The organism is Paenibacillus sp. MMS20-IR301 (genome assembly GCF_032302195.1).
In the GTDB taxonomy this organism is placed as follows: Bacteria; Bacillota; Bacilli; order Paenibacillales; family Paenibacillaceae; genus Paenibacillus_AQ.
Genome location: NZ_CP135275.1, coordinates 7,200,743 through 7,215,100 on the forward strand (window position 1 = coordinate 7,200,743; position 14,358 = coordinate 7,215,100).

The 14,358-nt window shown below is 52.1% G+C and carries 14 protein-coding genes; 9 read left to right on the top strand and 5 right to left on the bottom strand.

What is annotated here, in order from left to right; genetic code table 11:
- Window positions 1-26 precede the first annotated feature (26 nt).
- Entirely contained in the window at window positions 27-230 is a 204-nt protein-coding gene (locus tag LOS79_RS30985) for a hypothetical protein (RefSeq protein WP_315414799.1), read from the bottom strand.
- A 212-nt stretch (window positions 231-442) separates the two neighbouring features.
- Here LOS79_RS30985 and LOS79_RS30990 point away from each other — a divergent pair, with 212 nt between their 5' ends.
- Complete coding sequence (locus LOS79_RS30990; protein WP_315414800.1) at window positions 443-1,105, top strand: YheC/YheD family protein; 663 nt, start codon at window positions 443-445, stop codon at window positions 1,103-1,105.
- 337 nt (window positions 1,106-1,442) lie between these two features.
- Window positions 1,443-1,586 carry a sporulation histidine kinase inhibitor Sda gene (gene sda, locus LOS79_RS30995; protein ID WP_315414802.1) on the top strand — a complete coding sequence of 48 codons (144 nt, stop codon included), beginning with the start codon at window positions 1,443-1,445 and terminating at the stop codon, window positions 1,584-1,586.
- Window positions 1,587-1,723: 137 nt separating this feature from the next.
- Here the strand turns inward: sda and LOS79_RS31000 are convergent, their stop codons facing one another.
- Window positions 1,724-2,698 (bottom strand): NAD(P)/FAD-dependent oxidoreductase, encoded by a 975-nt coding sequence (locus LOS79_RS31000; RefSeq protein WP_315414803.1) that lies wholly within the window; start codon window positions 2,696-2,698, stop codon window positions 1,724-1,726.
- Window positions 2,699-3,022: 324 nt separating this feature from the next.
- Between LOS79_RS31000 and LOS79_RS31005 the strand changes: the two genes are divergently transcribed.
- Together LOS79_RS31005 and LOS79_RS31010 are read left to right on the top strand one after the other, a co-directional pair.
- Window positions 3,023-4,216: an NAD(P)/FAD-dependent oxidoreductase gene (locus LOS79_RS31005; protein ID WP_315414805.1), complete on the top strand. Its 1,194-nt coding sequence runs from the start codon at window positions 3,023-3,025 to the stop codon at window positions 4,214-4,216.
- Window position 4,217: 1 nt separating this feature from the next.
- Entirely contained in the window at window positions 4,218-4,496 is a 279-nt protein-coding gene (locus tag LOS79_RS31010) for a hypothetical protein (RefSeq protein ID WP_315414807.1), read from the top strand.
- A gap of 100 nt (window positions 4,497-4,596) precedes the next feature.
- On the opposite strand, the gene hemQ is transcribed toward LOS79_RS31010, so the two are convergent.
- Complete coding sequence (gene hemQ, locus LOS79_RS31015) at window positions 4,597-5,355, bottom strand: hydrogen peroxide-dependent heme synthase (RefSeq protein WP_315414808.1); 759 nt, start codon at window positions 5,353-5,355, stop codon at window positions 4,597-4,599.
- A gap of 227 nt (window positions 5,356-5,582) precedes the next feature.
- Between hemQ and LOS79_RS31020 the strand changes: the two genes are divergently transcribed.
- From LOS79_RS31020 to dnaI, 3 genes are all read left to right on the top strand, one after another.
- Window positions 5,583-5,879 (top strand): YuiB family protein, encoded by a 297-nt coding sequence (locus LOS79_RS31020; protein WP_315414809.1) that lies wholly within the window; start codon window positions 5,583-5,585, stop codon window positions 5,877-5,879.
- A gap of 181 nt (window positions 5,880-6,060) precedes the next feature.
- Complete coding sequence (locus LOS79_RS31025; RefSeq protein ID WP_315414810.1) at window positions 6,061-7,614, top strand: replication initiation and membrane attachment family protein; 1,554 nt, start codon at window positions 6,061-6,063, stop codon at window positions 7,612-7,614.
- A gap of 18 nt (window positions 7,615-7,632) precedes the next feature.
- The gene (gene dnaI, locus LOS79_RS31030; RefSeq protein WP_315414811.1) at window positions 7,633-8,589 is read left to right on the top strand and encodes a primosomal protein DnaI; all 957 of its coding nucleotides are present in this window, start codon (window positions 7,633-7,635) and stop codon (window positions 8,587-8,589) included.
- A gap of 666 nt (window positions 8,590-9,255) precedes the next feature.
- Here dnaI and LOS79_RS31035 read toward each other — a convergent pair.
- The gene (locus LOS79_RS31035) at window positions 9,256-9,414 is read right to left on the bottom strand and encodes a YqzM family protein (RefSeq protein WP_315422543.1); all 159 of its coding nucleotides are present in this window, start codon (window positions 9,412-9,414) and stop codon (window positions 9,256-9,258) included.
- Between the two features lie 422 nt (window positions 9,415-9,836).
- Between LOS79_RS31035 and trxA the strand changes: the two genes are divergently transcribed.
- Window positions 9,837-10,154, top strand: a complete 318-nt coding sequence (gene trxA / locus LOS79_RS31040; protein WP_039306971.1) for a thioredoxin — start codon at window positions 9,837-9,839, stop codon at window positions 10,152-10,154.
- Between the two features lie 215 nt (window positions 10,155-10,369).
- On the top strand, window positions 10,370-12,457 hold the full coding sequence (gene uvrC / locus LOS79_RS31045; protein ID WP_315414813.1) for an excinuclease ABC subunit UvrC: 2,088 nt from the start codon (window positions 10,370-10,372) through the stop codon (window positions 12,455-12,457).
- Between the two features lie 150 nt (window positions 12,458-12,607).
- Here uvrC and LOS79_RS31050 read toward each other — a convergent pair whose 3' ends face one another.
- Window positions 12,608-14,317 carry a CPBP family intramembrane glutamic endopeptidase gene (locus LOS79_RS31050; RefSeq protein WP_315414815.1) on the bottom strand — a complete coding sequence of 570 codons (1,710 nt, stop codon included), beginning with the start codon at window positions 14,315-14,317 and terminating at the stop codon, window positions 12,608-12,610.
- Window positions 14,318-14,358 lie beyond the last annotated feature (41 nt).

Consider the following 14,358-nt stretch of genomic DNA (forward strand, 5'->3'; position numbering starts at 1 on the left):
GCGGCGGAGGACATTCTTCTTCACAGTCAAAGGATAAACTTGAGATTAATCATAAATACAATCAGGGCAGCAGCCCCCAGGGAAAAGGCGATGCAGCCGGCGCCGAGGACTCTGCGGCGGTCTCTGATGAATTTGAAGCCCAGCAGACAGACCAACACCGTGGTTCCTGCCAGGACAACAGACATGCCGATCATCGCAAGCCAATACAGGATTTCAAAAAGCTGTGCCATCAGGAAATCCTCCCCTCCAGCCTATAATACAACGAATTTTAAGAATATTCCAGACCTGGAACAGGCGGAATACCGGGACATAAAGCCTCTGCGGCTATATGCCCTTTTTTGCTGTAGCGACCCGGTTACACGGACAATCATACAGGAGGGCACGCTCTTTCGTGAGTAATCTATAGGGTAGGCTGGGAAATGCGAAAGGGGAGGGCGTAATCATGGCAGGGAGAGAGCTGGCAAGCAAGCTGCTGAAGACCGCAGCGCTGCTTAGCGATTCACGGGTTGCCGGTTATATTCCGCGGACACGGGAATATAGTGCTGCCGGATTGTTAGCGATGCTTGGAAGATACGGGAATGTGGTAATTAAGCCGGTAGTTGGCGGCGGAGGGTACGGTGTAATTAAGGTATTCCGCGATCACCGCGGATATGGCTTCACGTATATGCATAACACGCGTGTGTACCGTGATTTCGCTTCGATGCGGCATGCCTTGGACAGATTTAAGGTGAAGCGGAGATATCTAATGCAGCAGGGCATCTCGCTTGCCCGTGTATCCGGGCGTCCGATTGATTACCGGGTCAAGGTGGTCAAGAACGGCGATCACTGGGAGTTCCGCTCGATGGTAGGCCGGGTGGCGCGGCCGGGGTTGTTCGTTACGAATCTTTGCAAAGGGGGAACAATGCTCAGCTGCCGGCAGGGACTGAGAAGATCATTGCCCAGGGTCCGGACCTCGGCCAAAAAAGCGGAGATGCGGAGGCTGACGCTGATTTGCACCGAACTGCTGGAGCGGCATTTTCCCGGAATCGGGGAGCTTGGCTTTGATTATGCTGTAGATCAGCGTGGGAAAATATGGATTCTCGAAGTGAATACGAGACCGAAATAATTAATTGTATTTTTAGTAATTGACGATAAATATAGTTATAAGCTAATATTGCGTTTAGTCATGTCAATTCAGAGGTAAGAGGTAAGTAAGAAAATAAAAAAATCCCAGCCAATTATGAACTTTCTGCAAATTTATCGGACGGACAATTGGATAAATTGTCCTGTGCATAACTATTATCCCCATAGTCCACCGTACAATCTCTGGCTTTGCTGGCCTTACTAACATTTTATACACAGGATCTCCACAACAGCTTGTGGATAATAAGAACGCTTGTTCGGAAAATGATAGTTTGCTATGATAGATTCAGATTCAAATAAAGGAAAGGTAGGTGAACGTTATGGTTGAATTGTCGGATGAGATGCTGCTGGACTCTTATCATAGAGCGATAGAGCTGCAATTGGAGCATGATTTCATCGCTCTGTTACTCGCTGAAATTCTCAAACGGAACTTACACTCTCCAGTCCATGCGGTTCTTCATTAAAGAACAGAGCCACAGTTACAGCATCGCAATTAATCTAGCCGCAGCATCACAGAATAGGGTATCTTTTCAAGTTGAGGTGGAATCAACCTGAAAGGATACCCTTTTATTGTAAGCATTTAACTGGAGATGGTCCCGTTCTAAAGCTTGAGGTTGCTGCTGTGTCCCGGCGAGAGCTTCGCTTCGGGATCAATATAGACCTTGGCGTTATTCACAGCGGTTGGCGCTTCACCGAAGCCCACAGCGATCAGCTTCAGCTTGCCCGGATAGGTAGTGATATCGCCGGCTGCGAAGATACCCGGAACGCTGGTCTCCATGCGTGAGTCAACCACAATGGAGTTGCCTTCAATCTCGATGCCCCACTGCGCAATCGGTCCCAGCGAAGAAACGAAGCCGAAATTGACAATAACACTGTCCACTTCGATTTCTTGTGTTTCCTTGGTCTTGATATGGGACAAGGTTACCTTGGTAATGAATTCTTCACCGTGCAGCTCAGTGATCTCGGAAGGTGTAATTACGTTAACCTTGGAGGCCATCAGATTCTCGACGCTGTGCTCATGTGCGCGGAATTTATCCCGGCGGTGGATCAGGGTTACCTGCTCTGCGATAGGCTCGAGCATCAGCGCCCAGTCAACAGCAGAGTCGCCGCCGCCGCTGATCAGCACTTTTTTGCCTTTGTAGGCATTCAAATCGCTGACGAAATAATTCAGATTAGCTTTCTCGAAACGCGCTGCATCAGGAACTTCCAGACGCCGCGGCTCGAATGCGCCTACACCTGCAGTTATGATAATCGCTTTGCTGTGATATTCTGCTTTATCGGTGGTGACAACGAAGTGGCGTTCGTCCTGCTTCACGACGGATAGAACCTTCTCCTCCAGGCGGATATCGGACTGGAACAGCTCCATCTGCCGTGAAAGGTTGTCAACCAGCTCCTGTCCGGTGACCTTCGGAAAGCCGGCTACGTCGTAAATATATTTTTCGGGATAAAGAGCAGCAAGCTGCCCCCCCAATTGGGGCATACTTTCAATAAGTGTTACCGAAGCCTGGCGCATGCCGCCATAGAAAGCAGCAAACATACCGGCCGGTCCCCCACCTATGATGATCAGATCGCTCATAGGAACGGATTGCTCTAGTGTCACGTAATATTGCACCTCCGAGTTGATAGTTTCAAATTGCCATACTTGCGTACCTACTCATTATAAACATTGTGGCACCTGCCTGCAAAGGCTTTGATTACGCTGAAAAATGTGACATTTTGTTGTATGATTGTATTTGATTAAAACGATACTAAGGTTTACAATGGATATGGTTATTTTAGAAATCCTTTAAGTTTAATTGGAAATTCTTCTGAATTTAAGTGTATAAATTCACAAAAGAACCTGAATTATTTTACAAAAAATAACACATAGACAGATTCACCTGTTGGAAGGAGCCGGAACATGAGCAGTATTCCCAAAATCGTTATCCTAGGCGCGGGATATGGAGGTATTTTGACCGCCCAGCGGCTGCAGAAAGCTTTGAATTATAATGAAGCTGATGTAACCCTGGTGAACCGCCATGAGTATCATTATTTCACGACCCATCTGCATATGCCTGCAGCGGGGACGGACAGCATTGAGCATACACGCGTATCGATCTCCAAATTAATCGATGAATTCAAGATCGATCTTGTGAAATCTTCCGTACAGGAGATCCGCACCCAGCAGAAGAAGGTTATCCTGGAGGACGGAACCCTTTCTTATGATTATCTCGTAATCGCTCTTGGCGGCGAGCCTGAAACATTCGGGATTCCGGGACTGGACAAATATGCATTGACGATCCGCAGCATTAACTCTGTGCGGCTGATCCGCGAGCATATCGAGTATCAATTTGCCAAATACAAGAATGAGAATAATGCCCAGGAGCATATTAACTTTGTTGTGGGCGGGGCAGGCTTCAGCGGTATTGAATTTGTGGCTGAGCTGGCTGACCGGATTCCGGCACTGTGCAAAGAATATGATGTCGATCCAAGCATGGTCAACATCTATAATGTAGAAGCTGCGCCGACAGCCCTGCCGGGCTTTGCGCCTGAGCTGGTTGAGCACGCTATGACCGTGCTTACGAAGAAGGGAGTCACCTTCAAGATTGGTGTTGCCATTAAGGAATGCCTGCCAGGCGGTGTAATCCTCGCAACCGGTGAAGAGATCAAGGCTTCAACCATCGTCTGGACCGGAGGCATCCGCGGCAACCGTCTGATTGAAGCGGCCGGCTTTGAAGCGATGCGCGGACGGGTGAAGGTCGATGAATACCTGCGTGCTCCGGGGCATGAGAATATTTTCATTATCGGTGACGGTTCCCTTATGATTAATCCGGAAGGACGCCCTTATCCGCCGACGGCACAAATTGCCATGCAGCAGGGAGAGTGCTGTGCGCATAATCTCGTAGCGGCAATCCGCAGCCAGCAGCCGAAGAAATTTGCCTTCAGCAATAAAGGCACTGTAGCCTCACTGGGCAAAGGCCAGGGTATTGCGGTTGTAGGTGACAAGACTTATAAGGGCTGGACAGCCGCGCAGCTGAAAAAGGTTGTAGATATGCGCTATCTGTTCATCATCGGCGGCATTCCGCTGGTACTGAAAAAAGGAAGATTCTTCTGATATGCGCCATTGCAGCGTGCAGGTCCGGGGATTGTTAACACGTGAAGAGCTCGACCGCTATAATGCCCTGATCGAGGTGGGAACCTATCTTGAGGATCAGAGCCGGTATGATCTGGCCTACCCGGTCCAGAAGGAGATTGATCTGCTCATTCAGCCCGCTATAGAGCGGCTGAAGGATAAGGGCCGGGCCCGTGACCGGGCGACGGCTGAGTATCTGGAGAGCCTGCGGGACAGGGAAGACGGTGACAACAGCGAAGAGATGGAAGAAGAGCAGAAATAGAGGTTCTTCTGCCGCACTAATAATAGTACAAAAGGTTGTATCTCGTTAAGCAGAGATACAACCTTTTTTTGAAGAATAAGTATTCTACATGTGTGATATTTTACAGCTTCAGCATCTCTTCGAAGGATTCCTCTGTCAGCAGATTGCCGACATAGAAGGGGCCGAACTCCCCGTAACGTGCACTCACTTCGTCAAAACGCATCTCGTAGACAAGCTTCTTGAACTGCAGCGCATCTTCAGCAAACAGGGTAACGCCCCATTCCCAGTCGTCGAATCCGACCGATCCGGTTATGATCTGCTTGACCTTGCCGGCATACCCGCGGCCAATCAGGCCATGTGAATACATCAGCTCGCGCCGTTTGTCCATATCAAGCATATACCAGTTGTCAGCCAGCTCACGTTTCTTGTTCATCGGATAGAAGCAGATATGCTTCGCCTGCGGCAGAACGGGCTTCAGCCGGGCAGCCACATGCGGATTCTGCAGCGGATCGCTGCCGTCCCCGGCGCTTCCTCCGGCAGCATAATTACTGAGCTCAACGATACTTACATATGAGTAGGCTTTGGTTGTATATTGGGCGAAGGCAATTTTGTTAAATGCCGTTTCAAGCGCATTCAGCGCTTCCAGGCTCTCACGCAGAAACATCATCACGAAATCAGCCTTCTGGCCAACGATGGAATACACGGCAGAGCTGCCTTCCTTGGCTTCCTCCACAGGCCCCCACTCCTGCATAAATCCGTGCAGCTCCTCCAGGGCGACTGCGCGTTCTTCATCATCGGCTGCTGTCCAGGCAGTCCAGTTCAGAGAGCGGAAGTCATGCAGTGCGTACCAGCCTTCCAGTGTCAAAGCGGCTTCGTTCATGTTCTCACTCCTTCATTTTTTACATACCAATAATATGTACGAACTTAATCCTATTTGCATTGTATCGCATGCGAACGGCCAAGAGCAAACGGAGCTGTACTTGTATGACCGGAACTTAAAGAAGCTGGACGATAATGTTCATTGCTTCGCTACATTTTTTCTAGTAAACTTACTATTAAATAAGGTTTGATGTGCGGTTCTTTATAGAGAGAGGGGATGGCGGTACGATGGGATTCATTCCAGTGTTTGTTCTGGCCGTTTTGTTCTTTGTGATGATGTTCGGTATCGGCTTTATTCTTAACATGTTAATGAAGACCACCTGGTTTCCCGCCTATCTGTTCGTCATCGTCATTCTGCCTATAGTGGTCTACTCCATCTGGGACCGGAGCGCGATGTCACTGTGGGAGCATCTCTCTACGTTTCACTTCGTTGATTATCTTACCGGGGTTGCCGGCCTGGCCGGTGCAGTGCTGAGCGGATGGACGATCCAGAAGCTGCGGCTTGGCGGGTACAAGATGTTCTGAAAGACTGCTTGGAGCAATGATGATAAACGGCTGATCCTCTTCTACAAGGGTGACGCCGTTTTTTGTATGTTCGGTAAGCAGAATCAGCAAGGATTCATCTTTTTTTTACATTTCCGGCCGGGTGTTTTGTGATAGAATAGAAATCTACATGATTTTGTATAGTAGAAAGGGGTATCCGCAGATGCGCATGAGCAACCTGCATCATTTCACCGAACATCATCGGTACTGCGTTTCCCGCGAATTCGGTCTAAGCCATGTCGATGGGCGTATGCTGGGCTCGGTCTATCAGCCGATGGTCGGCGCTTTCGCTATAAGCTTGTACAGGCTGCTATTCGAGCATATTCCGGCTGAGTCTATCGGTTATTCCGGTGTGGAGCAGCAGCGCAGGCTCTTTATGACCCTGGGCGTGGAGCCTAACGAGAAGGGCCGCAAATATTTAGTTGACCAGGCTTCGCGGCTGGAAGCGGTAGGGCTGCTGCAGACCTGCCGGATCTATGCTGCGGAGAACGATGATTATATGTATGAATACGAGTTAATGCCGCCATTGTCACCGTCAGATTTTTTTGCAACGCAGCATTTGACGCTGCTGCTCCGGGACAAGATCGGCAAGTTCGCCGTATTATCGCTGCGGGAGCAGTTCTGGAACCGGGAGCCGGAGGACTGGAGCCGGCGCGGGGTCGGCAAAGAGAATATTTCCGTGCCCTTTTACGATATCTTCGAGCTGAATACCCATGTGATTGATTATGAGCTGGAGCAGGCACTGGCCGAGGTGGCCTCTGTACGCCAGCCGGGAGCCGTGCAAGCCGCCGAACCGGCTATCGGCTACAGTGACATTATTCTGCGCTTCCCGCGTGAATCGGTCAACCGCAGGCATGTGGAGAAGCTGCGCTTCGATCATAACCAGATGGGTGTCATTAATTATGTAGCCCGCAAGTATGAGCTGGGACCGCAGGATCTTTGCCGCCTGCTGGATGAAGATGATATCTTCACACCGGATGGCGAGGTTATTCTGGACAGTCTGCAGCATAAGGCAAGCCAGCATTTCCGCCAGGATATGAAACGCCAGGAGAAACGGGAGATTGCTGCCGCCAAGGTCGTATCCCTGCGTTCCGCAGCGTCCGAGGACAGCGACTTGTCCGCGGCACCGGTGGAGCAGCCGGTCGAAATGGAGTTTTATGTCGAAGTGCCTCCGCAGTTTATGTCCAAATGTGATATACACCAATATAATATGATGCTGCGCAACGAGCCTTATACACGGCTGCTGCAGACATTTTTCCCTGGAGCGGTTCCGGGCCAGCTGATGGATATATTTGAGAAGATAGATTTGAATTACAAGCTTAACGGGGAAGTAATCAATGTACTTATCCATTATTTAATGACGATGGTTGCCTCCGGCGGCGAGCAGCGGATGAACCGGAATTTCGTGGAGGCGATTGCCTCCAACATGCTGGTTAAGCAGGTGAACACGTACGAGAAGGCTGTGAAGTATATCCGCGACCAGTCCAAGGTGAAAGGCAAGGGGGCTGCTTCGGGAGCCTCCGGGTCCTCGGGTACGGCGGGAACACGCCAGCGCTCGTATACGAAGAATACGGGACGCTCAGGCAAGGCGGAAATTCCGATTGTGCTCGATGACGGCAGCGCCGGAACGGTATCGGATGAGGAATTCGCGGCGATGATGAAGAAAGCGGCCGATATTAAGGCCAGCAAGAAAAAGGGCGCCCTGAGAACGCCCTGAAGAAAGTGAGGTGCAGCGATGGAGTCTATGGGCGATGTGCTGCGTTCGATGAACAATCCCGCTCTGCGCCAGCGTTCACGGGATTTGGAGCAGGGGCTGCTGAACAATCCTCTGGTCAAGCAGCTTCAGGCGGAGCATCCCGAGCTGGATGATTCGCGGCTGCGGCTGAACTTGAGCCGGCTGTACCAGTATGTTGCGGAAGACCGCAACTGCAAGAACTGCCCGGGCCTGGCGAATTGTCCGAACGACTTCCAGGGCCATTACAGCAAGCTTACCGTGGAGACCGTGAACGGTATCCCTGATCTATATGAGCGCAAGACACCCTGTGAGCTGAAGATTGCCCAGGATAACCAGGACAGCATCCGCAAGCGGATCCGCAGCTTTTATGTGGATGAACGGGTGCTGAACGGCGGCTACGATGAGATGGATATTATGGGCAAGGACCCCCGGCGGGCCAGTGCCGTGAATAAAATTTTTGACTATATTGCCACTGTGCGGGCAGAGGGGCTGACTTCGCGGGGGATTTATCTGCAGGGCAGCTTCGGGACAGGCAAGACCTTCCTCATGTGTTATCTGCTTCACGAGCTGGCTATCTCCGGCTACAGCGGCGTAATTGTGTACATGCCGGATTTCATTGAGGAACTCAAGCTGATTATGATGGATAATCAGAAGCTTAAGGAAATGGTCGATACGATGAAGAATTGCGACCTGCTTATATTCGATGATATCGGTGCCGAGAATTTGAACCCGTGGGCCCGTGACCATGTGCTGGGCGCAATTCTGAATTACCGGATGAACCGCAAGCCTACCTTCTATACTTCAAATTATCCGCTGGACGGGCTGGAGAAGCATCTTAGCATTACCAGCAAGGATGGCGAAGAGGTCTACAAGGGACAGCGGCTGATGGACCGGATCGCCCCGTTCGTAGAGGTCATTCCGCTGCACGGGGAGAATCAGCGCGGCAGAGCAAGATGATTTGATTATGCGGGACCATTAGCGGGAAGCAGCGTGGGAATTTCACTGCATGAGAGGCGCAGAACCGCGAGATTGTTTCATTGCAGGATATGCGTAACTGGACGGAACGTTTATAGACCTGGAGCTTAGCTGGCTTAGCTGACTCCGGGGTTATGAGCGCTCCGTTTTTTTGTTGTTGAGGCATAGTAGCGAAGGTATTTGTCAAAGACATGTTCAACCGGGCTAGAGGACTCTTGCTATTGAAATCGAATGTGGCGCAGGAGCAGGAAATAGGGGGGGATTTCCACTAAGGTAAGCCGAAGGTACTGCTGAGCGGATTATTGAGGGCAGAAGCCGTTTGTCCGGGTCAAAATCGAGCTTCATCTGATTACTTGCGGACACCACAGCCCTTCTCCGCCCCAAATCGGTCTGTTTGGCAGGCTTGCGGACATCACGGACCTTATTCGGGACTTTTCAGGTGTCAGCTCCACTTTTTTAGCGAAATAACGTCGCTGGGGTCCGTAAAACCCGAATGCAGGTGTTTTTCGCAGGCTTAAGGTCTCTCCTGTCCGTAACGCTGAGCGATTAACTTGAACAGCGGGACCCTGGACAAGAAGCCCCTGGCCCCGCTGTTTGTTAATTCCCTGTATGCAGGTTAACCGGACGGTGCTGCCGCTGAGGATGAGCTCAGGCAGACATTATAAACTTGATAATTACCATACCGAAGAACACTACAGTCATAAATCCGGTCATACCGAAGAAACCAACCAATAAATCGCCAAGATCGTTACGGGGCTCCTCGTTGATATGCTCCCGGGGGTCACGGAACTTTGCATTGACATCCATCATTTCTTCCTCCTTGCTGTTGCATGACTGCATGAAGTGGGTTACAGTTATACAGGTAACATGTGAGAGAAGTCATTGACAATTAATGCGCTTTCTTCAAGTATACGGAGTTGCCGGGAAGTTGTAAAGATGCGGCCTGCGCCTAATAATTGATTTTATGCAATATAATTTTATAAAATATATAACAAAAGCATGATAATTATGTTATACTGTTCATGTGTCGGTATATGGTAATCTGGTTATCATATTACATGAAGCACTGCATCCCGCTATATTTCTCGGAGTAATTTCTGCAGACTTGGCCCAGGCTATAGAGGCGGATCTTATTTCGTTCAATTTGAGCCTAGGCTTCTGAAGTAGTTTTTGTACAATTCTGTTTCAGGAAGCGGATGCTTACACAACTTTTAAGGAGGAACAATATCATGGCTATCGTTAACGTGTCTGACCAATCCTTCGTGAATGAAGTGGAAGGTCAAGGTACTGTAGTAGTAGATTTCTGGGCACCTTGGTGCGGCCCTTGCAAAATGCTTGCCCCTATTCTCGAGGAATTGTCCACCGAGCTGGGTGACGGCGTGAAGATTGCCAAACTTAATGTGGATGAGAATCCTGAGACTGCTTCCCGTTTCGGAGTAATGAGTATCCCTACTCTGATCTTCTTCAAGGATGGCCAGCCAGTGGATAAGGTCGTAGGACTGAACTCCAAGGATTCCCTTAAGAATATCGTAGCTAAACATCAATAATTCAATATATCTGCATCATCTGAGGGCGCCCGAGCGGCCCCTCCAGCACAAAGCGCCTTCGGTCCTCCGGAGGCGCTTTGTGCGTCAGCGCAGGCTGAAGCTGTTGTTCACACGAACGTTTGTGCTATAATAATCAGGTCAATTCTTACCGCCACTGCGCTGGCGGGCAGTTGACACTTGCCTTATAAGGTGTAGTAACAGGTGGGGGAGAACTTATGGATTATATGGATAATATCCGCAACAAACTGGCGCTGCTGCCCGATCTGCCCGGCTGCTATCTGATGAAGAATGATGAGGGTACGATTATTTACGTGGGCAAGGCCAAGGTGCTGAAGAACCGCGTGCGCTCTTATTTCACCGGCAGCCATAACGGCAAGACGCAGCGGCTGGTCGCCAATATTGTTGATTTTGAATATATCGTTACCTCGAGCAATATGGAAGCACTTATTCTGGAGTGCAATCTCATTAAGAAGCATATGCCGCGTTACAACGTGCTGCTGAAGGATGACAAGACTTTTCCTTATTTGAAAATCACGAACGAAGCGCATCCGCGTCTTGAGGTTACACGCCGGGTGCTGAAAGATAAAGCGAAATACTTTGGCCCATATCCGAACGGGTATGCGGCCCAGCAGACGAAGAAGCTGCTCGACCGGATGTATCCGCTGCGCAAATGCGGGGTTATGCCCAAGGAGGTCTGCCTGTATTATCATATGGGCCAGTGTCTCGCGCCTTGTGAGAAGGAAGTGCCGAAGTCGGCATACGAGGAAATCATACAGAATATCTCCGCCTTCCTTGGCGGGGGCCACGATGCGGTGAAGAAGGATCTGCAGAAGAAGATGCAGGAGGCTGCCGAGGAGCTGTATTTCGAGCGGGCCAAGGAGCTGCGTGACCAGATCATTCACATCGATGCCCTGATGGAGAAGCAGAAGATCAATACTGCCGATACGAAGGACCGCGATGTCTTCGGCTATGCAGTGGATAAGGGCTGGATGTGTGTGCAGATCCTGTACATGCGGCAGGGTAAAATGATTCAGCGCCACTCGTCGGCTTTTCCGTTCTACGGGGAGGCGTACAGTGATTTCATGTCCTACGTGACGCAGTATTACAGCGACAACCCGGCTCTTCCGCAGGAGATCCTGCTGCCGGATACGGGAAGTGCCGGCGCGGTCAAGCCATCCGCGCCGGGGTCCGGCTCCGCTGCTGCGGAGCCGGCAGTGACCGGGGCCGCCGGGCTGCTGGGCGGCCGGGAAATGCTCGCAGCCCTCGAAGCAGAGGATGCTGCTGAGGCTGCAGGGGTGCCTGCCGAAGGCGCAGGCACAGAGGCTGACGCGCAGGCTGCCGGCCTGTCCGGTCCGGAGGAGCTGGCGGCTGCGGTGCGCGCCGCCGCAGAAGCGCCGCAGGACCAGGCGGAGCAGGAAGCCGCCGCCGAAGGCACGGTGGATGCGGCCGGCGGGGCAGCGGCCCTGCAGGAGTGGCTGGGCGTCAAGGTGCTGGTGCCGCAGCGCGGGCTGAAGAAGCAGATGGTCGGCATGGCCTGCCAGAACAGCCGCGTGGCGCTGGACGAGAAGTTCCGCCTCATCGAGCGGGACGAGGAGCGCACCTCCGGTGCGGCGAGCAGCCTGGGCCAGAGCCTCGGGCTGACCTCGCTGAACCGGATTGAAGCGTTCGATAACTCCAATATCCAGGGGAGTAACCCGGTCTCGGCGATGGTCGTCTTCATCGACGGCAAGCCTGCCCGGAAGGAGTACCGGAAATACAAGGTACGTACCGTGCAGGGGCCGGATGATTATGAGACGATGCGCGAGGTCATCCGCCGCCGCTACGAGCGGGTGCTCAAGGAGAATCTGCCGCAGCCGGATCTGATTGTCGTCGACGGCGGTAAGGGGCAGATCTCATCCGCTGTCGATATTCTGGAGAATGAGCTGGGGCTGTTCATCCCGGTCTGCGGACTGGTCAAGGATGACAAGCACAGAACGGCGCAGCTGCTGATGGGGGATTCCTCCGAGCCGGTGCCGCTCGCCCGGGACAGCCAGGAGTTCTATCTGCTGCAGCGGATCCAGGATGAGGTTCACCGGTTCGCGATTACGTTCCACCGGGAACAGCGCGGCAAGTCGATGGTCACCTCGAAGCTGGATTCCATTCCGGGCATCGGGGAGAAGCGGCGGAAGGCGCTGCTGAAGCATTTCGGCTCGCTCAAGAAGATCAAGGAAGCGTCCCTTGAGGATTTCCGCGCCCTGTCGATCGGCGAGAAGCTGGCCGGGCAGATTCTCGAAGCGCTCAGGGATGAAGAACCGTCATTATAGCTTTCATGAAATCACCTGCACCGCTCACAGAAACGGCTGCGCTCCCTTGAGACAAGGAGGCGCAGCCGTTTCTATTTGTGTATGCATGGCATGAAGAACGGACGGTTGATCCAACGTCTGGAGCTGTGCCGTTCCGGCACTGCCCAATCCCTAATTCAGCGGCTGTACCGGCTGGGCCTGGTCCGGCTTATGCGGAGGATTGAAACGGTAGACGATGTAGCCTACGATGAACGGCAGGATAATGGTGACAATCCCGGCACCGACATTTACCTTGTCCTGCATGAAGATCAGCGTGGCCCCCATCAGAATGCTGTCAAATACCACATGGCTGAACATGACGGCAATGAAGCCGTAGCGCAGGAAAATATAACTGAACAGCAGCCCGATTACGGTAAGCTCAATCGGCCGCGAGCTGATCGGATAGATCGGGTAGAGCGTATGCCCCAGCGCCCAGACCAGCGTGGTAATCAGTGAGGCGATAAAGGTACTCCGGACGAGCTTCTTCACCATGCGGATGCCGAACAGGCGGTAGACCGCCTCTTCCGAGAGCCCGGCCAGCCAGGCGACAACCGGCAGCAGCCAGGCATATTTCATATTGTAGGGCGACTGGCTGGCATCGGTGGTGGACCAGTTGTTCAAGGTAAGCGATAGGATAATGAACATGATTGTCTGTACTCCGAGCAGAATGAACGCCCATACATAACCCGCGCGGATACTGTCCAGTACATACTGGCCGTAGCCAGGCTCTTTGGCCCGCGGCCAAGGGTTAAGCCCCTCTTCCTTGCGCCACAGCCCGTCGCCTCCGACCAGGGAGAAGTAGAGGAGCAGCGACATCAGCAGACTGTACAGGACATAGATAATGAACATAATGACAGCGGTAACCCTCGCTTCGGCACTGCCGCTGCCCGATTCGGAGAGCACATTGTAGCTGCTGACCATCATAATCAGGAAATGGACGGAGCTCAAGAAGATCCCGCGTTTGAACGAAGTGTACTTTTGCCGAAGAATGCTGTAGATGAGTGCCAGAATACCTAGCAGCAATGTGGGCAGCCCGTACCCGAACAAGGTGAGCTTCTTGGCCAGGGAGGTCTGCTCATCAACATAAGTGTCATGCCAGGCAGGGGCCGAGAAGCCGGCCCGGTAATAGGAAACAGAGCTGCCGGTGAAGTTGAAGTTATAGTGCAGCAGGGATTCCCCAAGCTTCACTGAGCTGTCGGTATAGACAAGCCCGTAATTGCCGCTGTTTGCCTCAATCTGCAGGTTGGCCGGGTTCACATTCCATTGCTGCAGCCAGGGTGCGGCAAGCTTTTCTTTTTGCTCGAGGGAGAGGCCAGGTTCGCTGCTTGCAAGGTTTGCAGTACTGCCGCTCTTAACGGCAGCCTTAGCAGGCATTTCACCGTAATCCAGTCCCGGGGCTGCTGCGGCATCTGCTCCCCGGGCGAAAGCAACGGCTTCACCTGTATACATATTGAGATCTACCGTGAGCAGGGCATCTACTTCCCCGGAAGTGTAGAGTGCGGCATGGTAGACATCAAAGGGATACCGCTGATCCAGCTTGTTCTTGGAATAATCCTCAAGCAGCTTCTCCCGTGACATATAGCCATAGAAGGAGGAGTCTGTCTTGTACAGAATAACCCATTCATCCCCAGGACTTGCTTCATAGCCGAGCCGGGAGGCTGCGAAAGCAGCGGCCTGGGCCTGGGCTTCACTTTTACTGATGATGGCTGTATTACCGCCTGAACCCGGCAGAAGCTGGGGCATGATCTGGAATAGGGCAAATACGATAAGTCCCACAATTCCGGCAAGGATTAATTTAGTGGTAAGGGGCCGCTGCTGCAGGGGCTGGCCGACGGAATTCATGAAACGCCTCCTTGAAATGAAATGCTGTGCTCTGAAGCCGT